Origin of the sequence: Neobacillus sp. SuZ13 (assembly GCF_030123365.1) — a bacterium.
Lineage (GTDB): Bacteria > Bacillota > Bacilli > Bacillales > Cytobacillaceae > Neobacillus.
In genome coordinates this window covers 5,642,285-5,665,910 of sequence record NZ_CP126107.1, presented here as the reverse complement: position 1 = coordinate 5,665,910, position 23,626 = coordinate 5,642,285, and the positions used below count along the sequence as shown (strand labels likewise).

General features: G+C 35.8%; 11 protein-coding genes. 6 read left to right on the top strand and 5 right to left on the bottom strand.

The annotated features are described in order from the left end of the window. Positions 1–113: 113 nt before the first annotated feature. Entirely contained in the window at positions 114–749 is a 636-nt protein-coding gene (locus QNH17_RS27755; RefSeq protein ID WP_283879614.1) for an Ig-like domain-containing protein, read from the bottom strand. 42 nt (positions 750–791) lie between these two features. Next, on the bottom strand, positions 792–1,136 hold the full coding sequence (locus QNH17_RS27750; RefSeq protein WP_283876548.1) for a hypothetical protein: 345 nt from the start codon (positions 1,134–1,136) through the stop codon (positions 792–794). Positions 1,137–1,723: 587 nt separating this feature from the next. Between QNH17_RS27750 and QNH17_RS27745 the strand changes: the two genes are divergently transcribed. The 3 genes from QNH17_RS27745 to QNH17_RS27735 all read left to right on the top strand — a co-directional run bounded on the left by QNH17_RS27745 (position 1,724) and on the right by QNH17_RS27735 (position 9,488). After that, the gene (locus QNH17_RS27745) at positions 1,724–1,993 is read left to right on the top strand and encodes a hypothetical protein (RefSeq protein ID WP_283876547.1); all 270 of its coding nucleotides are present in this window, start codon (positions 1,724–1,726) and stop codon (positions 1,991–1,993) included. 143 nt (positions 1,994–2,136) lie between these two features. Continuing rightward, complete coding sequence (locus QNH17_RS27740) at positions 2,137–4,080, top strand: Ig-like domain-containing protein (protein WP_283876546.1); 1,944 nt, start codon at positions 2,137–2,139, stop codon at positions 4,078–4,080. 329 nt (positions 4,081–4,409) lie between these two features. After that, positions 4,410–9,488, top strand: coding sequence for an Ig-like domain-containing protein (locus tag QNH17_RS27735; protein WP_283876545.1), 5,079 nt, complete (start codon positions 4,410–4,412; stop codon positions 9,486–9,488). 441 nt (positions 9,489–9,929) lie between these two features. Here the strand turns inward: QNH17_RS27735 and QNH17_RS27730 are convergent, their stop codons facing one another. Beyond that, complete coding sequence (locus tag QNH17_RS27730) at positions 9,930–10,433, bottom strand: competence protein ComK (protein ID WP_283876544.1); 504 nt, start codon at positions 10,431–10,433, stop codon at positions 9,930–9,932. A gap of 383 nt (positions 10,434–10,816) precedes the next feature. Further along, a complete protein-coding gene (locus QNH17_RS27725) occupies positions 10,817–11,038 on the bottom strand; it encodes a helix-turn-helix domain-containing protein (protein ID WP_283876543.1) in 222 nt (73 codons plus the stop codon). Between the two features lie 1,041 nt (positions 11,039–12,079). Between QNH17_RS27725 and QNH17_RS27720 the strand changes: the two genes are divergently transcribed. After that, the gene (locus QNH17_RS27720) at positions 12,080–12,811 is read left to right on the top strand and encodes a hypothetical protein (protein ID WP_283876542.1); all 732 of its coding nucleotides are present in this window, start codon (positions 12,080–12,082) and stop codon (positions 12,809–12,811) included. Positions 12,812–12,936: 125 nt separating this feature from the next. On the opposite strand, the gene QNH17_RS27715 is transcribed toward QNH17_RS27720, so the two are convergent. Continuing rightward, a complete protein-coding gene (locus QNH17_RS27715) occupies positions 12,937–14,172 on the bottom strand; it encodes an IS110 family RNA-guided transposase (RefSeq protein ID WP_283876541.1) in 1,236 nt (411 codons plus the stop codon). 388 nt (positions 14,173–14,560) lie between these two features. Here QNH17_RS27715 and QNH17_RS27710 point away from each other — a divergent pair, with 388 nt between their 5' ends. Beyond that, entirely contained in the window at positions 14,561–20,731 is a 6,171-nt protein-coding gene (locus tag QNH17_RS27710; RefSeq protein WP_283876540.1) for an InlB B-repeat-containing protein, read from the top strand. An 802-nt stretch (positions 20,732–21,533) separates the two neighbouring features. Further along, the gene (locus QNH17_RS27705; protein ID WP_283876539.1) at positions 21,534–23,360 is read left to right on the top strand and encodes a GDSL-type esterase/lipase family protein; all 1,827 of its coding nucleotides are present in this window, start codon (positions 21,534–21,536) and stop codon (positions 23,358–23,360) included. Positions 23,361–23,626 lie beyond the last annotated feature (266 nt).

Sequence of the window (23,626 nt, the reverse complement as noted above, 5' to 3'; positions counted from 1 at the left end):
TTCTCCCTATAGTTTTTTCTCATTTTACATTGAATTAATCCTATTATTAATCAAATATGGTTGTCGAGCAGTTTTGGGCATTCTTTCCGATTCAGCACGAAGACCTTCATAACTTAATTATCAATACTTACTAGTTTTCCATTTTTAAAATAAAGGAAGGTACTCCAGCCATAAACCCATTGCTCCCAAGTATAATATGCATTAATTGTTGTATTTATATCATCGGGTTTCCCCCACGATGTATCTAACACTTGTGATTTTGTCATACCAATTTTTACATAGTGGGATGTGAAAACCCTTTCGCTATCGGTATCAATAATGCTCCCTAAAGAGTCGATATATTGAATCTTAATAATTTTTCTAGCTTTTTGTTTTGGAATCTTGATTGAGAATTTATGTTTCTTATCAATTTTCCCTTTGTAAACTTTTTTTCCTATTATTGCTTTAACAGTATCACCTTTAATATTCTTAGTTACCTTACCTGTTATTTTTGTCGCTTTTACAGTTACATCCTTTGAATAAACATACGTATCTGCAGGTGTATCTACTGTCTTTTCAACATAACCTGAGGCATTTTTTGAAGCGTCTACTGACCTTACTTTAATTTTTGTATTTAGCTTCTGCTTTGGGATATTTACAGAGAATGTTCCATATTTTGATACAGAATTCGTATAAGTCTTTTTGCCAATCTTCACCTCTATTTTTGTACCGACTTCTGCATTGTTTCCTGTTACTTTTGTGCTTCTAATGCTGATATCATTTACACAATATTCATCGAAATATGGTTTATCCTAATCCTTGGCTAGCTCTGAAATTAAAAATGTCTCATTTCCTTCTTCATCTACAAAATAGAAATCTAATTTTTCATTTAGATTAAAGTTTCTATTACTTAAAATTGTTTCATAGCTACTAAAAGAGTAAATATATGTAGACCCCAGTATCGTTTTTCCACTTTTTAAAACAATTTCTCCATCAAAATCGGTACCCGCGTTTTTTAATGAGAAATCAACAGAATAATCTCCAACAGATATAGTTGAAATGTCTAACACTGGCAATACTACGGACGCCTTTACTCCAGTTTCCATTGTTGGAAAGAACGAAAATAATATTAACAGAAACAAAAATAATTTTTTCATTTACAAACCTCCCTTGATTCTTCAATTACATAACAACCATCAAAGCTTTATAAAAATGCATTTATGGAAATCTCATGATTAAATATTACTATAATTTAGAGAATAATTGGGAAAAAAGTATCGAAAAGACAGAGTCGAAGTCAACTCTCAGTATCTTTGTTCAAAGAGGATAATTAGTTATGTAGGAAACAATGTTGGGAGGGGGATAAATAAAAAAAACAACAATAAATACAGTTAATACAAACCTCTACCACTTTGACAATTTTGTTAAATAGTGTCGTGGTGAATCTGTACCAGATGCAAGGAAGGGAAAATAGCTTGCTGCCAGCACTTTATCACCACCGTTTAAACACTAGTTGTTAGCCATGTAAATGCTAAGTACAGGCTACACACCGATATGATATGATGAAGAAAATAACAAAATATGGGGGTATAATTAATGTCAATTCCAGAAAAGCAAATTGTAGTTAGGACGGTTAGCGAGAAGTATACCAGCCAATTATCAAATATCAAAAGAAAACAAATTATGTATGAAGGGGTAAGTAAGGGAAAAAGAATAGTCCTCTGTACTCCGTCTTCCAGGTTGCATGGTTAGTGGCAAAGGCTGGTTTGATTTAACCACAAAGCAGGTTGACCTGTTGGATGATGCTGATATAGCGATACTGGCAGTTCGATTACAGGGGAATAAAATCTATTATATCGACTTTAAGGAACTTAGAAAGCTAATGACAACGGACATAATGTTAAAGAACCCAAATGAGGGAGAACATTGGAAGTTATATGTTTGGGAGAAATATATTAAAGTCCAAGGGCATGATAAGGAGTTCCATATAGAGCCTGAGTTAGTTACTGTTTAACCAATTTTTATAATCTTAAATTGATAGGAGCTTATGATGAGTCAAGATATGAAACGATAATCCAAATCTCTCACAAAATAAGTTCTTCTTAATAAGAAGTTGAAGATAACCAAGTAAAAATTATATTAATAGAGGGAGTACATATGTCTACGAAAATAGTAAGATGTTTAATCGTTTATATTATGTTGGCATCAAATTTATTATTCAGTTTGCCAACTGGTGTAAGCGCTGATTCCCCTTATCAGATGGATCCTAATAACACAACAGTTCAGCGTTATCAATATGGAGATGATGTACTTACTGGGAAAACTGTACCAAATGCTATTGTTGCGTTTGTGAAAGGAAATCCTGATGGGGATGGAATTAATTGGAGATTCAATTATGCGCATTACGCAAAGGCAGATAGTAATGGAAACTTCAAACTATTTAGTGCCCATTACAGCTCAGGGCAAATATTGGATTTAGACACTTTTACCAGTACTGGAGAAAAGCTTGATTCCGATAAGGTATATGTATTTAAAGGATCCTATCACATGTTAGATTCTATTTATGATACAACACATGAATTAATAGGAACTACGGTAAAAAACACAAAGGTAGAGGTAATCAAAGATGGAACTGTAATCGCATCTGGTGTCTTCAGTAGCTCCATAAAATTGAGTCTGCCAGAGTTACCTGCGGGTACTTTCCTTACTGTCCAATTAACAACAGGAAGCAATATTGATCGATACCAGAAAATGGTTCAATCAAGAAAAATTTCATTGACACCTACTACAAAATGGTCGAGTTTTGTAAAAGGTGAAACAGGCATCCCTAATGCAAAAATAATATTCACAGATGGAAGTTATGATTGGTACTATCGCCCAATGAAAATTAATCAAACCATTCTGGCCAATAGTGATGGCAGCTTTGAATTCTCTTTTGATAATGCAATTACAAGTACCCTATTGAATAATAATACTTTTCAAGTACTTGACCCTGTATATGAAAATGTTTTATACGAACAAAAATTTACACTTAGATCGACAGCGCCAACAATTTCCCTAATTACACAATTATCAACTGCCATTACTGGCACCGCAACTCCAGGAAGCAACATCAAAATTATAGATGGAATGGGCGAAGTGATTGCAGAAGGACAAACAGATTCGAAAGGGAACTATAATATTCCTGTTTCATCTTTAATTGGCGGCGACTTAATAACTGTTCAATCCTATATGCCAAATAATATGAATGAAGTGGCCCAGGCACTAACTGATGTTGAAAAAGTTTATGTCGAGGAGATCAATGAGGTTAATGAAACAATTGACGGAACCAGCACCTTTGGTAATACAGCTGTAGTTGAGGTTACATTCAATAATACGTTTAGTTCTTTGTCCGCAAATACATCGACTAAGAAATACGGGCCATATGCCTTTTCCCCAGGGAAAATGTTCAAGCTGAAAACAGGGATATTGCCAGCTGGGGCAAAAGTAAAAATTACTCTGGCTGCCTATAGTAAAAAGGTTACCCTTCCTGAAATGACAGTGAAACAAGTGGTAACACGGGCGATCTCTCCATCACAAGTAACTGTAGTGAATTACAAAGGAAAAGCAGACCTTATTACAATAAAGGGGATAACCAAAAATTCGATTATCAAGGTCTATAATAAAAGTACAGGCGGGTTAGCGCTTATTAAAAAACAGGCTACCAGTACGCAAGCCACTCTTTCCTTACATCAATTGGGGAAAGTTAGCGGAACCATTTATTTCACTATTACAAGTAATGGTCTTAAGGAAAGCAAAAGGGTCGCTGTAAAATATAAAGGTGAAAAGACAGATTCGTTAAAAATAAATCAAATCAAAATATATAATAACAAGAAGAAAAAGGATGTCATTCTTGTTAACAATCTAAGAAGAAATGATGTTATAAGGGTTTACTCCAAATCTGGAAAATTAATTGGGGTATCGTCTCCATCTAAAGGGAACTCGCTTAAAATAAGTATAAGACAAATAGGAACTAAGGCCGGGAAGGTATACTTAACTGTAACTAGCGGCGGAATGTTGGAAAGTAGTAAAACTGGAAAGACATTCAAAACGGAGAAATAGAATAAAAGTAGTAATATCCCTCAGAGTAATTTGAATAATCTGCTCAAGAGGGATTTTTTTATTTATGGGGTCATATTTACGGGGTCAGACCCATGCTCAGCATTTACAACATTTTTTAACCACTCTTTAACAGTATTTTTTCCACTTTGATCACCTGTTATTTTGTCTACTATTAAAATTGTAAAATACATAAATTTTCCATATAGAATAAATACCGACAAAAACCAACAAATTCCCCCAGGGGTTTAGTGCTATAGTAATAGTGTAAATGTCATAAAGAAGGAACAGTTGGTTGTAGATTGATATTTTAATTCTAAAGGTGGAGGAAAATGAGAAATCTTAAACAAATTTTCACATTAATGATTGTCATCATGATGGTGTATGGATCAATTATACCTAATGTGGTGAAGGCAGAATCAATAGAGGGAGAAAGGGCCATTACCAGTCAGTCTATTGACCAGGATAATTGGAGTGATAAAACAAGTATTTTACATAATTCACCGGAAGCTGATTTGGTAGTAAGAACGGGGGATATTGACAATCTTGGATTTGGTTGGCCGCAAGGGTTTGATCCTTTTTCAGGTCAGAATACGCCTACACATTACTTTCCATGGGCAGTAGACCAGGATGATCCAACGGGGACTGATCGAATTATGCTACTTTCGAGCTATAATGGTTACCCTCCAAATGGTCAGGATGGATACACCTCATCCTCTAGTAGACCTGAAAACAATGTTCAACCTATTTCGCTTAAATTCGATATGTCCGGAATCAGTTTACATTCTGCGAAATTACAAATGTTCGTGGATGATTTCCAAGCACCTACCTGGGGAGCATCGTATCAAGTTACATTAAATGGGGTAAGGGCACCATTTTTGGAAGATGTCATTAATTCCTTAACACAAGGGGGACCCATCGGCAAATTAATAACGGTGCAAATTCCGCAAGAATATCTCCCTCTTTTACAAAGTGGCAGCCTCTCGATCAATATTGATGATCAGGTAACAGGAGCAGGAGACGGTTATGCGATTGATTTTGCAAGATTATTAATCAATCCTAAGCAAACTGCCAATCTATCGAAAATAACAGGAGTGGTTACTGAAAAAGCATCTGGAAAACCTATTGAAAATGCTGAGGTTTCAGTTGAGGGGATCAACCTTGTTAAAACGATAGAAGATGGTTCCTATAGCTTAGATATTCCTGCTGGAATTATCAGAATTAATGTGAGTAAAGACGGATTTAAATCTGAATCGAAGTTAATCGACACAACTGCTAATAGTGAAACACAACTAAACTTCGAATTAGAGGATGGATGGAAATCCGATACGATCAAATTTAAAGATGTTACACCAAACGAAATTGCTTTAAGTGAAAAAGAAAAACAAGTAACTATTTCGGGCCAGGGATTCGACGATTTTGCCGATTTATTAAGAGGAACTTTTAGCCTCATTAATACTGTGGATGGAAAAAAATTCGAAATTCCTTCTTCCTCACTTTCAAAAAAGTCAGATCAAATTTTTACAATGATATTGTCAGATGAGATAGGAGAAGGAAGCTATCAACTTGTTATTCAACATCCTGAATATGGAGAATTTGTATTTGAAAATGCCATTCAGATATTAAAAGACTCAAACCGGGAGAACAGGGATGCGACAACTTTAAAGGTTGGTCAAATTACGATAAAGGGTGAAATTGAACAAGATAGTAAAGAGAAGAACATTTACCATGCTACAGGGGACATAGTATTTAATGACTTTTTGTATTATGCAGGTGAACTAACGGTTGATACAGATACTAAAAAAATTGAAGGAAATGGTAAGTTATACATTCCAATCAAAGAAAAAAGCAGTTATTATGCAGGGCAGATTTCATTATATGACGGGAAATTTTCCATCGATGGATTAACGTCTAAATTGGTGAAATCTGTAACAGGAAAATCACTGCTAACTTATGATGGTTTTTATTTTGATATAAATAATGTTGAAATTACTCTAAATAGTATAAAAGTAGAAGGGGCCATTGATTTAGCAAAAGTATTAAAGGTAGACATGGATCCTACATCTATTACAACGAATATCACGGAAAAAGGTTTGGACCTAAAGGCAAACGTGAATTTACCTGATTTTGAAAAAGGGCCACTAGGGATTGAGAATGCTGAATTCCATTTTGATACGGCAAGTAATAGCTATGGCGGCTCCGGGACAGTAGGGAAAGTCGGAAAGCTTATCACACCGGAGAGAGGAACCATTTCAGGAGAATTTGAAATAGTCAAAGGAAATCTAAACAAAATCTCGTTAAAAGCTAAGCTTATAAGACCGCTGCCGATTGCAGAGAGTGGATTTGGAATAAACGGACTCGGGGGCGGGCTCGATAACATCCAAAAGATAAATAGTAATTACGGTGTGACGCTGTTTGTGTTATCTGATATTGCCGATCTATTTTCTCCGGAGATTGATGGGAACCATTTAATTAACGGAAATGATTTAAAAGTAGAAGCATCTGACCTTCATTTAGGTTTAGGGGCAGGTGTGCTCCAGCTTTATAAATACAAGCTTGGCAGTGCAAGGGCCGAGTGGCTTTTCAATAGAGGATTTGATGCAAGCGGTAAGGCAAATATCGCAGACATCTATGATGCTGGTTTGGATATGAAAAAAATGGATGGGAAACCCTTTAACGGACATTCCTCAGGTGAATTGAAGGTACCTGACAATATCTGGATGATTGGTGGGGAATCAATCGGCTTTGAAGGTGATCTAAATGACAAGAAAATTAGCGGTTCGGTTAGTTTTTGGAAAGTTACCATTTCAGTGAGCTACACATTTAAGGACCATGATTTTGATTTCGATAGTTCTAGTACCTCTAAACAAAATTCCTTAAAGCAGCAATTTACAGAGAATGGAACCTTAGTAACCTTTGGAAGCAATCTATCCCGAAAAGGATCTTATTCTCCTAACATGATGGGAAAATCCGTTTCAACTAACCAAGGAAGTTCTATTAATATTCCCATTGGCCAAGAGGAAGCGGCGATTTTTGAAATTACATGGGAAAATGGCAATCCAAGTTGGGAAGTTCTCCAACCTGACGGAAGCGTTTATCCGTTAAATCTAAACGGGGATCAAACTAATTATATTTTAGAAAGTAGCTCGAAAAAGGCTTATGTAATCTTTTTACATCCTGCTCCGGGAACATGGACCGTCAAAACCGGTGATACGGTCTTGAATCCCAATGTTAAACTCATCTCTATTAAACAAGCACCGAAAATTTCTAATATGGAAGTTGCAGAGGATAACGGCCAGTATCATGTAAATTGGAACACAGACAGTAGCAGCGATACGAAAGTAAGCTTGTATTTTAGCGATAAAAAAGGACAATATGCCGGAGAACTGCTAAAAGATAATTTAGCCCCATCGGGAGAAACAACAGTGACATTACCAAGTTCATTGCCATCGGGCACTTACTGGATTTATGCCAAGGCAGAAAGAGCTGATATTGGGGTTGATTGGAAGTATGCTGATCAACAAATTGACTACAAAGATCCAAAGGCCCTCTCAGCACCGAATGGTCTAGAGGTTACTTCAGTTAAAAATGGATTGATGGAAGTACAATGGAACCCAGTTGAAGGTGCAAAGGGCTATGTACTGGGATATGTAGATGAAATTGGGCAATTTCATATGGACAATAGTGTTTATGTGGAGGATGGAACTAATGCTATTATTTCAAACTGGGAGCATGGAAAAATGTACAATCTTTCCGTAATGTCTATAAAAAGTGAAAGTAATCTTACGGGTGAAATCTTTCACTATAGTTCCATGTCTCCACTGGTTTCAATATTTTTCCCTATACCAAATCCACCAAAGCAAGCAATCAGTTGGGAGCCGGAAGAGGGAAAGGTTGGAACAAAAACAGTTGAAATCAATGGAAATCAGGAAACAGTTCAGTATATTCATTCGAAAAATATAAGGATCAAAGGAACAATCACAAGTGATGATCAACCCAATACCAAAATTTTAATAAATGGGAACGAAAGAAAGAATATCGTTGGGAATAATTTAGATCAAACTGTAACTTTAGATGATGGATACAATAAAGTCGAAGTTGTCTCAACCAATAATAGGGGAGATGAATCTTCTTATGTGGAGGAAATCATTGTAGATAATATTGCTCCCGTACTTTTTATGAATGAGGATTTAAATGGAGCTTTATTAAAGGGCCCCTACGTAAATCTAACTGGCGAAACAGAACCAGGGGCTATATTGACGATCAATGGTAATCCTGTTTCAGTTGAAGATAACGGTCAATTTGCTTATGAACTCCATTTGAATGCGAGTCAAGATAAGGATTTTATTGTCGTCGAATCTTCTGATATTAGCGGAAACATGACAAGATATATAGCTGAAGTAACAGTTCTGGATCATTCAGCCCCTGTAGCTCCTAATGTGAATGTCGTTTCTGATCGCGATTCAATGGTAAATGGAACCGCAGAACCATTGGGAGTGATAGAAGTAATAGTGGGATCAGCTAAGATTGGAGAAGGCAGAGCAGATCAATCTGGGCAATTTAGTGTAAAAATCCCTAAACAAAAAGCTGGTACACAGATCATTGTAACTGTCATGGATGATGGCCGTAATGTTAGCGATCCAACTAGCATAACAGTAGTGGATAAAACAGCACCGTCTGTTCCAATCCTGAAGGGATTATCGGACCGTGATACTCTTGTGAAGGGAACAACCGAAGCCAATGCAAAGCTTTCCGTAAAAGTGGGGGCAAAAGTAATTGGTACCGGAACAGCAGATAAATTTGGAAATTTCCAAGTGAAGATTACAAAGCAAAAGGCGGGTACTAAGGTCAGTGTAACTGCTCAGGATGCAGCGGGTAATGTGAGTGTCGCGAAAAGTATCATAGTTCTTGATAAAACAGCACCAGTTACTCCGACCGTTTCAACTGTTTCTGATCTAATGAAAGTAGTAACCGGTAGAGCGGAAGTTGGAGCCATTGTTACTGTTACAATCGGAACGAAAAAGTGCATCGCCAAAGCCGATGTTAAGGGCAACTATAAGGTAACGATTCCTGTTCAAAAAGCAGGCACCAAGTTAATTGTGACAGCGAAAGATGCAGCAGGGAATATAAGCGTCGCTAAGAGTGTGATTGTGATAGACAAAACCGCTCCGTCCGCACCGAAAATCAAAACTACAGTGAAAAGCAAAACAAAAGAAGTTACTGGGACAGCCGAAGCATACTCTACTATAACGATTAAAGTAGGTAAAAAAGTTATTGGAACTGCCAAAACAGATTCCAAAGGGAAATTTAAAGTGAAGATTAAAGCCCAAAAAAGGAAAACTGTTTTAAGTGTGACAGCAACTGATAAAGCGAAGAATGTTAGTAAGGTAGTAACAGTTAAAGTAAAATAACTCTTAAAGTAGAAATCCCCTTCACGCAATGTGGAGGGGATTTTCTCTGAATTTATCGGTTAAATACCTCATATTTAATATTAAAATCTTTAATTATATTATCTAACTCGTTCCTATCGCTTTTTTGAATCTCTCTTATTGGTGTAAAAGTTCCATTTACTAACTTTGTACTTCCGCACATTTGACATTTTGATGCTGAATTAATGCAAAGATAATAGCAATCATCACATTGCTTCAATTTTATCGACATTAACATCAGTCTCCTATTTAAGTCTTAGTAGCAATACAAATATATATGGATACCATTAAAGGATTTGCATTTTACTCCTTAAATGCTGCCATCAATTCACGTAAATTATTTACAGCAAATTTAGCACTCTCTTTTTTATCCTTATGAATATAACTAGTTATGAAATTGGCAGGTCAATCTCATAGGGAGCATCATGCACCTTTTCTAGGATCTTTCTCAAAGGAAAAGGGGTCCTGTTCTATACTAAGCATCATTTTCCTAAATTGGTCTGCGGTTTGCAATTTATGGTTAAAAGAATAAAGTTTCATAGGAACTGTAATAATTAGTCCGTTCGTAAACTCTATCATAGCCTGTTGATTAGAACTAAACGTTCTTGCAATATGAACCGGATTAAACCATTTTACATCGTTATGTATAGAGGACTTATCAGGAAAAACACAAATCTTATGTATTGGGTTCACCATAATCGGACACATATATTTATTACCAAGAAGAAATTTGGCGGTTTCCATGGCACCTCGTAAATCAAAACCAATGCATCTAATACTGTCATTTAGTATTTCTAGAGGTGATTTGTCTACGATAAAAGTTCTATTCAGTTCCGTTACAATTGTGCAAAGCTTCGCGTTTCGATCAAACTGACCAGCCATATACATAAAATGCGGATTGATAATATACTTTTTTTGAATAAACAAGATTTTCAACTCCCTAAATTAGTTTGATCGGGTACCTTTTGAGACATATACAGATAAGTACCGCTTGTGAACATTCTTAATCGATGCCAAAGGTTTTTTGTGGTATTTCCTATCTTAAAATGAAATTTTGTGGTTATGCACTAAGGAGATGAGTAATCAAGGCAGTATATGTATACGTAGTAAGTGCACTTGATTTTCTATTATGTAGAGTACTGTCATTATAATAAGGCAATAGTTATCATAGATGAGGTTGTTCAGAAGATCAAACGGGTGAATCTGTTCTTTTAACAAAAAATGATGAAACCAGCAACTTGTGAATGAATTGATTTGAATCTCAAGAAATGAATTTATGTAAATAAGTAATTATCTAATGGAGAATGATTTTATTCATCGATGTTTGTAATTTCAACAATTTCACGAATATCGTCTATACATAGTGCTTCGGCAATTTGCTCGATGTGACTGAAGTTAATATTTTGTCTCTTTTGATTAGCTAATTCAATAAGTGCTTCTAATCTCACGCCTGTTATACGGGATAATTCACGCATGGAAATGTCTAAATTACTTAATAGACTATGAATCTTCACAACAACTTTTTTTCTCACTTGGCTGGATCACCTCCTTTATATGCCCTTATTCAAAGTAGCATATATATAGAAACAAGGCGAACACAAAAGCGTCTCAAAATCACCGTTTCGAGGGCACTATTGTAATTATTACTAATTTTGTCATAATTAGATAAACTAACAATAAATTTGAAACAAATTAAGGAATTTTGTCGAAAAAAGACAGGTGTTAGGCACCAGGAATGAATCATGATACTCTGTTCTTTTCTGGCATTAAAAGTGAAGTTCAATTAGAGAAGAGTGCGGAGTCAACTTTTATTTAAAGGATTGTGTATTGGAAAATAAAGGCGTGGATTAGGTGGAATAATGAAAGACTCCAAGAAGCCGATCTGATTTTGTTGAAATATGGGTTATTTCCTGCGAAATTAATAGATGCTCTTCGACATTCTTCTTGTCTACTTTGCAGCGGAAATTCATATACATCAGTACTTGAAGAAGTTTTAACCAAACGTTTGAATAGTATAGCCTATATGGTATTTAGTCGAAAGAGTGTCGTTTTGATGGTCAATTTCTACTGTCTTTAGTTCCCTTGTCTGACACGTCCGTTCAGAATTTTAATAGAAAAAGGGATGGAACCATTCATTCCACCCTTTAAAAATTCGTTCTATTTTTAATTTCATTCCAACAATGAAGGCAAAAGTGTTATTTATAATAGAGAAGGAGTAATTTTTAGTCATGGCAAACTATTTATTCATTTTTTCTACTCCAACTGCTACTATTAAGTGTTATCCTTTTAACACGGATATTAGGTCAATGCCTTGATGGCCCCTACTATCCATACATTATTATGGACAGCTCCTTTTACCAAGTAGGATTAATAGGTGTATTAATATTATTTAATTGTGTGTCGTTCTTTTTATTTTGATGATAAAATTAGGATACTAAAAAAGGAAATGAGAGGATTTTAAATGGAAATATTACAAGTATTTTAGACAGATTACTTGTAATATTTAGTTATATTTTTTGGTAGAGTGGTATTTTTTTGTACTTATAAAGTGATTTTTAAAGGGAGCTTTAAATATGGGAAGGAAAATGAGAAAGTTTTTATCTTGTTTTTTAGTAATTATTTTTTTTATAAGCATAATCAACCCAACAGTATTCGCTGAAGATGCCACACCAAGTATTGTAACAGAAGTTGGTGGTGTTATTTCTAAGAACACTATTTGGACTAAAGAAGGAAGTCCCTACAAACTAACAGGAAATTTACTGATTAGTAAAGGTGCCAAACTTACAATTGATAAGGGTGTAAGAATAATTGGGGATAGCTCAAATGAATTTACTGTTTTAGGAAGAATAGATTCACTTGGGAGCGAAGAGGAAAAAGTAATTTTTGATGGATTTAACTTTATTAAACTTTCTAGTTCTAAAAATAATATAAACAATACGACCTTTTTAAACACCTCATTAGTAATAGCTGGAGATAAAAATGTGGTGTCTAATTCGATATTTAAATATGATTATCTAACTTCAAGACAATATAGTTCAATTACATCATGGGGTGGGGAAAACTATATTGTAAACTCGGTAGTTGATGGTGGCATTGACATTAGAGATACGAGAACTCTTGATGGGTATAATGGATATTCTGAATTTAATGTCATTTCATCATCTGTTAAAAATAATAATAGCACTGCCGTGTCAAGTTCTGGAAATGTTAAAATTTCTGACTCCGTGATTAGTGATTCAAACGTGGGGATCCAAGGAGCAAGTGAAATTGTAAGGACTAAAATTGAAAATAACAAAACCAGCTAATAGTTTGTCAATATTTTTCAATAAAAACCTAAAATTTCTCGTGCTATACTAAATATACGCATGCCAAATAACCTTCATAAATTATGTTTTTGGAAGGTTTTGTGTTATTTAGATAAATTTTTTATTTAAGCTATATCTTGGAAAGGTGAATTGCTTTTTAAAATCGCATATATCCATTGTAAGAGCTTATTGGCACATGCTATAACAGCCACTTTATAAGGCTTTCCTTCTTCACGTTTTTTATTATAAAACTCTCGTAATCTCTTATTACGCGGGATGATTTCATCTGTCGTTTTCTTTTTACGACAATCACGAATGGCACATTTAACAGCCATAAATAAGGCGTGCCGTAACCTACTAGACCCTCTTTTTGTTATTCTGTTTACAGTTCCCTTGAATCTCCCTGATTCAAAGATACTGGGGTCTATTCCTGCAAATGCTACAAGTTTTTTTGGGTGATTAAACCGATCAATCTCACCAATTTCAGAAATAATCGTTGCCGCGATTTTTTCACCGATACCAGGGATTGATTGGATAATCTTATATTCTTCAATTTCTTTTGCTAAAGCATCTATCTCGTCCTCAAACTTTGATAGGTGCTTTTGGTATTCTAAAAGCATTTTAATATACATTTCTAGGGTTATAATATGGCTTTGATACAAGGTATCCTGAAAAGGATTTCGAGCCGCGGCAGCTATAAGTTTCTTTGCTTGTGTATCTGCCCACTTAGAAGAACGACTTTTACATAATTCATTAATTTTAGCTGCTAAAGTTTGTTCACCAGCTACTAAAACATCGTTAGATGTAGGGTATTCTAATAAAGTTAATAAAGAAACAACTGAATATAAGTCCCCAAAAACACCTCTATATTCAGGAAAAACCTGATCCAACACTGCCTGAAACTGTAGTTTCGTTTGAACAAAAATACCTGTTAGATTATCGTGTTGTCTTGTAAGATTACGAAGGTTCAAGAGATGAATCCCACGTTTTTTATATGGCTCTAAATCCTCTTTATAGTACAGCTCGCAGAGATGATTAGCATCAATTATATCCGTTTTTACTTTCCGTAAACTCGAGCTCTTGGCACGATAGGAGATCAGAGGATTAACAATTATTAATAAATAGTCTCTGTCCTCGAAATACTGAACAACAGGAGTATGATAATGACCTGTAGCTTCCAGAACAATTGGAGGTTTAATCCCTGTAACGCTCTCAACTTCTCTAAGAAATTGGTGTAACATATCTAATCCCTCAAGTGTATGTGAAACTTTAAAACTAATTTTGTAACGCTTTTTCTTATCCAAGAAAGCTTGTACCTGACTTTCACCTTTAGCAACATCCAGACCAATGACTGGATTCATTCTCTATCTCCTCCTCATAATAACTAAATTCACCGGTACCCCTAGATCCTTCTTGCAGTATCATAGCTTCGCTTGTTATACGAGATCTAATGTCCCAACCAGCCTCAATCATGTTTCTACAAGTAGGGGGCGAACTGTTTAGTTGACGGGATCCAAGCCCCACGGGTGCTTACGTTCTACCCCGGCTACCGATATCATAAAACGATATAAAAAATGTTCAACCAGAAATATCTGGCTGAACTTATAATACGAAAGTGGTGCTTTATTAGGTAATTATTCATTAATAACTGATAGTGAATTTATTAATAATGATGTGGCGATTGAGAATGGTCAAAATATAACACCTTTTAAGAACAATTCATTCATTAATAACAAGATGAATTTGAAAATGGCTGTTTCCTACAATCCAGCAATAAGTACGTTAGAAGCAGGAAAAAACTATTGGGGATCAACTGATGAAAGTGAAATTAAGTCAAAAATTTACGATTTTTTAGATAACCCAGGAGCAACATATGTTGATTATTCTGATTTTTACACTCAACCCGTACCAATTGTACCTGTTGAAAGTGTAAATTTGCCAAATGATATTGTATACTCGCCTTCTCTAGAAAGTAAAAATTTGAAGGCAGAAATTTTCCCGAAAAATTCAAGTAATCAAACATTAAAATGGAAATCTCTGAATCCTGAAATTGCAGATGTGCTAGCGAATGGGAAAGTCATTGCGAAAGGGACTGGGGTTGCAACGATAGTTATAGAATCTGAAGATGGTTTATTCAGTGATTCTTGTAAAGTTGTAATTGGTGGATCTAAACAAGTAACAAATAATGCTCCGATTAATGGGGTGGTGTCAAATTATTCTAGTATAGGTTTAGCTGATGATTTCCTTGTTTGGAATCAAAATTCCTCTTACGCTAGTACAAATTACTATAATCTAAAAACTGATGAAACAAAAGAGTTAACAGAGAGTAATGAAACTTCTTGGAGTTCTTCTATTTATAAGAATAAGTTAGTTTACAATAAAAATGTCAATGGTATGGATCAATTGTTCCTTTATGATCTTATAACCCATAATACCAATAAATTAACTAATGAAAGCTCATGGGCAGCAGCACCTATGATATTTGGTAATAAACTTGTTTATATAGCATACAGAAATGGAGAATGTGTTATTTTAAAAGATTTGGAATCTGGTGCAGATTCTCAAATTTCTTACAATTTTTATAACGTGGAATCTCCAAGAATTTATAATAATCATATTGTTTATTTGGGTCAAGGCAATGGGTATCAATCAGGTATCTATATCTTTAATACGATTACGAATGAAACAAATATGATTCCTGATACGGCTAACATTAATCCCAAAGATTTTGATATCTATGGAAATAAAGTGTATTTTTCCAATGGTAGAGAAATATTTGTCTATAATATTGATTCCAAGGAAAAATTGAAAATCAAGGATTTAGGCGAAGAGTCTGTTTCTACTTTAAGAGTTAATAAGAATAAGATTGTTTGGTCTTCCTATTCGGGTATTACTCTATATGATACTGAAACAAAATTAACCTCAAAAATTGCAGAGGCTTTTAACACTTCTCCATACTACACGGATGAAATAATGATTGATGATAATAAAGTAGCTTGGAAAGGTGAAGGAAATGGATATCCTCAAATTTATGTACTTGACCTTTTACCTTCACCTGAAGCAAAACCGATGATTTTTAATGTAAATGGTATAAATGACATTTCAGATTTTGTGGAAGGTGAGGCTGAACCAGGGCTTACGATCGAATTCTGGTCTGACTCGCATTTAGTTGGAAATGGAACCTCTGATGAAAATGGTGGATTTCATATTTCAATACCGAAACAAAAAGCTGGAACTGTTTTATCAGCAGTGGCTACGGACGATGAAGGAAATACGAGTGATTCGATTAAGGTAGTTGTTCAGGACGCCACTGGACCTGATGCACCTGTTGTAAATGAGGTCTCAGATAATTCATTGGATGTAACGGGGACTTCAGAACCTGATTCAAATGTAAATGTTTATAATGACTACGGAATCTTGGGTACTGCCGTAACAAATGGAAACGGGGAATTTTCTTTAACGCTTTCAAGAAAACAATCTGCAGGAACAGAATTAATAATAAATGCGACTGATACTGCTGGTAATAAAGGGAAGGATAAAATTGTAACAGTCGTTGATAAGACTCCTCCACAAGTAGGTGTGGGAAATCAAACGGATCAATCAACACATGTTGTTGGAGCAGCTGATCCTGGTTCGACGATTACTATAAAGGTAAATGATGTGGTAATTGCCACAGGTTCTAACCCAGGTCAATATACTTTTGCAATTCCAATTCCACGGCAAAAGGCCGGAACTAAGTTATATGTCTATGCAACTGACAGTGCTGGAAATACGAGTGAACCAGAAATTGTCATTGTGAAGGATGTGACTGCACCTGAAAAACCAATTGTGCATGAGGTAATCGATCGGTCGACTACAGTTACTGGATTTGCTGAAGCAGGTTCATCTATCACAGTTAAGAGCGGTTCCGTTGTTATTGGTTTGGGAACAGCCGATGAAAAGGGGCAATTTAGTGTTTCCATTCAAAAACAAATTTTAGGCACTAAATTGAACGTTTATTCAAGTGATAGTGCTGGAAACAATAGTGAACCGACAGAGACAATTGTACAGGATGGAACTAGTCCTGATGTTCCTCAAGTGGATATTGTGACGGACAAATCAACTGAAATAACTGGCCTTTCTGAGCCAGACGCATTAATAAAAGTAAAAAATAATGACAACATCATTGGTACAACCTATGCCGATGAAAATGGACATTTTACAGTTTCCATTTCAAAGCAAAAAGCAGATACTAAATTGGTTGTAACATCAACGGATTCAAGTGGTAACGAGAGTGAACCATTTAACATTACTGTTTTAGATGCGACGAATCCTGATATTCCAATCGTTCTTGAAGTTACGAATGCCTCTACTTCAATTAATGGTTACGCAGAAGTCGGCTCAACCGTCTACTGCAAATTGGGTTCGACTATTATAGGTAGTGCCATTGCAAACCAACAAGGTGAATTCTCTATAACCATTCCAAAGCAACTAGCTGGTACAAAATTGTCTATTTCTTCAACAGATATTAATGGTAATAATAGTGAATCTGTTGAAATTGTTGTTAGTGATGTTATTTCTCCAGTAGCACCGCAAGTGGATGAAGTATCAGATTTATCAAAAACTGTAACAGGAAAAGCAGAAGCAGGTTCTTTGGTTAAAGTTAAAGTGGGGAATGTGCTTATTGGATCTGCAACTGCGGATGAAAATGGTAGATTCAGTGTAGTAATTTTTAAACAAATAGCAAATACAAAATTGACGATTTCAGCAACTGACACGGATGGAAATGAAAGTGAAAGTTTAGAAATCACAGTCCTTGATAAAACTACGCCAATCGTATCAGAAATTCAGGATGGTGCCATATTCAATCATGATATTTTTATCATATTTAATGAAGGAAAAGCTACATTAAATGGTGGGGCAATTGAAAGTGGAGCAAAAATAACTTCAAATGGAAATTATAACTTGGTTGTAACAGATGAAGTTGGAAATAGGACAACAATTAGCTTTACCATTAAAAAACCTTTTGAAGTCAATTTTCTAGTTGATGGGAGTTTATATGAAAAAGCTTCAGTTTATGATAATGATTTAGTGGTATCTCCAACCGAGCCAACAAAAACAGGTTATACATTTGGTGGTTGGTATAAGGACAACGCTTATACATTAGCATGGGACTTTGCGAAAGACACAGTTAAAGCAAACAACATTACGTTGTATGCGAAATGGACCATCAATAGTTATACCGTGAATTTTGATAGTAAGGGTGGTAGTGCCGTACCTGGCATCAATGCGAAATACAATGCAAAGATAACAGCCCCAACACCACCAACTAAGGTTGGATACACATTCGGTGGTTGGTACAAAGATGCAGCATGCACAACAGCCTGGGACTTTGAGAATGACACTGTCCCTGCAAGCAATATTACGTTGTATGTAAAATGGACAACCGATAGTCATACCGTGACCTTTGATAGTCAGGGTGGCAGTGCAGTAACCGGGATTAATGCAGAATATAATGCAAAGATTACAGCCCCAGAATCGCCGACTAAAATTGGCTACACCTTCGGAGGATGGTACAAAGATGCAGCCTTTACAACGGAATGGGATTTTGAGAAAGACACAGTCTCAGCAAGCAATATCACGTTGTATGCGAAATGGACGATTAATAGTTATACGGTGAATTTTGATAGTCAGGGTGGCAGTGCCGTAACTGGCATTCATGCAAACTACCATTCAAAGGTTACGGTCCCAACACCACCAACTAAAGTTGGCTACACATTCGGAGGATGGTACAAGGATGCAGCCTTCACAACAACCTGGGATTTTGTGAATGACATAGTCCCAGCAAACAACATCACGTTGTATGCGAAATGGACAATTAATAGATATACGGTGAATTTTGATAGTCAGGGAGGTAGTGCCGTAACTGGCATTAATACGGACTACCATTCAAAGATCACGGCCCCAATGCCGCCTACTAAGGTAGGTTACACATTTGAAGGATGGTACAAAGATGCAGCCTGCACAACTGAATGGGATTTTGTGAATGATACCGTAATAGCAAGCAATATCATTCTGTATGCCAAATGGAAAATCAATAGTTATACGGTGAATTTTGATAGTCAGGGTGGCAGTGTAGTAAACGATATAAATGCAACCTACCATTCAACAATCACAGACCCAACATCACCAACTAAGGAAGGTTACACATTTGGAGGATGGTACAAAGATGCAGCGTGCACAACGGTTTGGGATTTTGTGAACGACATATTCACAGCAAACAACATCACGTTGTATGCCAAATGGACAGCTAATAGTTATACGGTGAATTTTGATAGTCAGGGTGGCAGTGCTGTAATGGGATTTAATGCAAATTATCATTCAAAGATTACGGCTCCAACATCACCAACTAAAGTAGGTTACACATTTGGAGGATGGTACAAAGATGCAGCCTTTACAACGGAATGGGATTTTGAGAACGACACAGTCTCAACAAACAATATCACGTTGTATGCGAAATGGACGATTAATAGTTATACGGTGAATTTTGATAGTCAGGGTGGCAGTGCCGTAAACGACATTCATGCAAACTACCATTCAAAGATAACAGCCCCAACATCACCAACTAAAGTTGGCTACACCTTCGGAGGATGGTACAAAGATGCAGACTGCACAACGGCCTGGGATTTTGTGAACGACATTGTCTCAGCAGACAACATCACGTTGTATGCCAAATGGATAACTAATAATTATACGGTGAATTTTGATAGTCAGGGCGGTAGTACCGTAACCGGCATATATGCAAACTATCATTCAAAGATAACAGCCCCAACATCACCAACTAAGGTAGGCTACACATTTGGAGGATGGTACAAAGATGCAGCGTGCAAAACAGTCTGGGATTTTGAGAACGATACAGTCCCGGTAGACGGCATTACATTGTATGCAAAGTGGGATATCAATTCTTACACAGTCTCATTTAATAGCAATGGCGGAAGTGCGGTATCAAATCAAAAGGTGAACTATGATACACTGCTCACATCACCAATTGCTCCAATAAAAACAGGGTATACATTTGCTGGTTGGTATAAGGACAGTGCGTTTGCAACAGAATGGAACTTTACAGAAGATAAAATAACAGCAAACACAACGCTATATGCGAAGTGGATTATCAATTCGTATACAGTTACGTTCAACAGCCAAGGCGGAAGTACTGTTAAATCGATAAAAACGAATTACAATACTTTTATTCAAACACCAGCACCTCCAACAAGGACCGGTTACACGTTTGTTGGTTGGTACAAAGAGTCTTCTGGTGTAAATGTATGGAACTTTACCACACAAAAGATATTGAATAATACAACCCTATATGCAAAATGGGTCACAAATCCGACAATTCCAACTACAGTGAAAGCAGTATCTTCTTCATACAATAGTGTGAAAATAAGTTGGGGAGCTGTAGCTGGGGCATCTGGATATGAAATTTACCGAGCAGCATCAAGCAGTGGAACCTATACGTTATTAACTTCTACAACAGCAACGAGTTATATCAACCAAGGATTAACTACTAACAATATCTATTACTATAAAGTTAGAGCATATAAATTGGTTGGAACAACGAAAGTGTATAGCGGTTGGTCAGTTGTAGTAAGTGCAAAACCAATACCTTCAACACCTGTAGGATTAAAACTAGTAAAAGCAACAACTACTAGTATCAAAGCCACTTGGACTGCAGTATCAGGTGCAACCAAATACGAAGTATGGGCTGCAACAAACAGTACAGGAGTATATGCTAAAAAGGCAGAAGTATCAAGTACTGCAGGAACAATTACTGGATTATCTAAAGGAAAGACATACTACATTAAAGTACGTGCTTATCGTATGATTGGTAAAACAAAGGTTTATAGTGGTTATTCTACAGTGGCAGTGTTAAAGATCTAAACCACTTTAGTTTTCACACGCTTCTAAAAACAAATAAAAAGAATTCAAGACAAAATGGACGACAAATAAGGTACCTAAAAATCCCCTTCATACCATGTGAAGGGGATTTTTCCTGTATGTTTTGCGAATTAACTTGTAACCCAGCCACAACAATTCTTTAATCTTTATATGGATATTCTTCATAAATACGAAGAAAGTCGATGGTTTTACAAGAATTATGTAAGTTTAAGAGAAATCTAGCTGATTCTGTAAAATAGGGGGTTATTTCCTGCGAAATGGATTTTTCCTCTCGACAGTCTTTATGGTTACTATGCAGGAGGAAATCTTATATATCAATCCTTGTGGCTGTTTCAACCAAACGTTTGATTAGTATAGCCTTTTTGTTATTTCGTCGAAAGGGTGTCGCATATTGACTTTTCACTAGGAAGCGACTTGTTTTTTGTTATTTTTCTACAAGTTACTTTTTACTCATATGAGATTGAGGTATATGTACCAAGGGATGAAGATGTTTTAATCAAACGTTTAATTGATAGGGAAATTTGCTGAAAAATGGTTAAGGATGGTTGGTCCTTGCATGGCCAGTGGAGTCAGATCCCCGCTCTGTGATGCGGTTACGAGCAAAAAAAAATAAAAAGGCATTCGAATGCCTTTTATCTACATTCTGAAACCTTCTTAATTAAGAAGGTTTTCATACTATTTATCTATAAAACTTCTTCTAATAACAGTACTTGTATACTATACTATTAATACAATAATTTACATTGTTGCAAAAGTGAAAAAGTTATTTTTAGGGGGGAATACTATGAAGAAATCACTCTTCGCTACTATTTGTACTCTGATGATGTTATCAATCCCTTTATCTGCTTATGCGCATCCAGGTAGAACGGACTCTAATGGGGGACATTATTGTTGGACAAACTGTGAAAAATGGGGACTTTCCTACGGGGAATATCATTATCCCGGTGGTAAAAGTCCAAGTGAAAGCCCAAAGGAAAGTTCAAAAGTAAAGACCATAAGCGTAAAAAAGAGCGGTTGGAAAAAAACGAATGGAAAACGATATTACTATGTTAAAGGTGTGAAACAAAAAGGCTGGAAGACCATTGATAGTAAACGTTATTACTTTGACAAAAACGGTGTAATGAAGATTGGATGGCTTACATATAAAGGTTCTAAGTATTATTTAGACAAAAATGGTGTGATGAAAAAAGGCTGGATCACAGTTAAAGGCAAAAAGTATTACCTTACTAAGTCAGGTGTAATGAAAACCGGCTGGATCACAGTAAGTGGTAAAAAGTATTATCTTGATAAGTCAGGTGTAATGAAAACCGGCTGGATTACAGTAAGCGGTAAAAAATATTACCTTGATAAATCAGGTGTGATGAAAAAAGGCTGGATCACAGTAAGTGGCAAAAAATATTACCTTGATAGTTCAGGTGTAATGAAAAAAGGCTGGATCACAGTAAGTGGTAAAAAGTATTATCTTGATAAGTCAGGTGTAATGAAAACCGGCTGGATTACAGTAAGCGGTAAAAAATATTACCTTGATAAATCAGGTGTGATGAAAAAAGGCTGGATCACAGTAAGTGGCAAAAAATATTACCTTGATAGTTCAGGTGTAATGAAAAAAGGCTGGATCACAGTAAGCGGTAAAAAATATTACCTTGATGGCTCAGGTGTAATGAAAACCGGCTGGATTACAGTAAGTGGCAAGAAATATTACCTTGATGGCTCAGGTGTGATGAAAACTGGTTGGGTTTTAGTAAGTGGAAAATGGTATTATCTTGACAGCACTGGTGTGATGAAAACCGGTTGGTTAGATTTATCAGGGAAAAGGTACTACCTCAATACCGACGGGTCAAGGGTAACAGGCTGGAAGCAAATCAGTGTCAAATGGTATTATTTCAATAAAGATGGGGTAATGGCAGCCAATACAACAGTGGATGGCTATAAATTAGGTGCTGATGGAGCACGAATTCAAGTTCAATATGTTGCTTTAGGTGATTCCTTAGCGGCCGGTATGACACCTTATGGAATAGATAGAATTCCGGTCGACGGAGTAGATTTAGATTGGGGATACCCAAATTATATTTCAGAGAAGTTTACAAAATCCTATCAGTTACTAGATTTTGATAACTTTGGTGTTTCTGGATATAAAACAGATGATGTTATAGCTGATTTTAGTAAAGCAAACGTCCAAAAAGAAATAAAAGAAGCAACGCATTTAACTATTGATATTGGTGCGAATGATCTGCTTGCAGTCCTACCTGCCATTCAAGCAAATCCAGCTCAAGCACCAACAGAAATTGGAAAAATTACTGCAAATTTGAATGCAATTTTAAGCGCAATCGATCAATTGAATCCAAATGTGAAGGTATATGTGATGGGGTATTATAACCCATTCCCATATGTAACTGACGTGCAGCAAAAAGCGCAGTTAGAACAATTATTACTAGCATTTAATGGACAGATTCAAGCTCAAGCTGTACAGAATGGTGATACATTTGTACCAACTGCACAAGTTATTAATGTAGCAAATTTTGCAGATTACCTTCCAAATCCATTGAACATTCACTTGAGTCTCGCAGGTTATCAAGTAGTGTCTGAAGAATTTTGGAAAGTGATGAATTAATCATTGTCAGTTGGACTTATTAATGAAAAAACAATAGATAAGCAATTTATTATATTTGGAGATATGTAGTCAAGTAATTAACTATCCTCCTTTTACAATGCAGCAATGGTAGGACATAAAAAGAATAAACCAACAAATAAGCCTGAATTTTAAGATTACGAAAAAATCTTAGATTCAGGCTTATTCCTTGTTATTTTTCGATCATTTCATTCCAGCCAGGACAATAGCTTCCATTCTATTAAACCGAAAGAAACTAGCTTGCTTGT

Bases quoted from the DNA above. Each gene is read 5' to 3' on its own strand.
- QNH17_RS27750 (WP_283876548.1), bottom strand. From the start codon at position 1,136: ATGAAAAAATTATTTTTGTTTCTGTTAATATTATTTTCGTTCTTTCCA.
- QNH17_RS27745 (WP_283876547.1), top strand. From the start codon at position 1,724: ATGGTTAGTGGCAAAGGCTGGTTTGATTTAACCACAAAGCAGGTTGAC.
- QNH17_RS27740 (WP_283876546.1), top strand. From the start codon at position 2,137: ATGTCTACGAAAATAGTAAGATGTTTAATCGTTTATATTATGTTGGCA.
- QNH17_RS27735 (WP_283876545.1), top strand. From the start codon at position 4,410: ATGAGAAATCTTAAACAAATTTTCACATTAATGATTGTCATCATGATG.
- QNH17_RS27720 (WP_283876542.1), top strand. From the start codon at position 12,080: ATGGGAAGGAAAATGAGAAAGTTTTTATCTTGTTTTTTAGTAATTATT.
- QNH17_RS27715 (WP_283876541.1), bottom strand. From the start codon at position 14,172: ATGAATCCAGTCATTGGTCTGGATGTTGCTAAAGGTGAAAGTCAGGTA.
- QNH17_RS27710 (WP_283876540.1), top strand. From the start codon at position 14,561: ATGGCTGTTTCCTACAATCCAGCAATAAGTACGTTAGAAGCAGGAAAA.
- QNH17_RS27705 (WP_283876539.1), top strand. From the start codon at position 21,534: ATGAAGAAATCACTCTTCGCTACTATTTGTACTCTGATGATGTTATCA.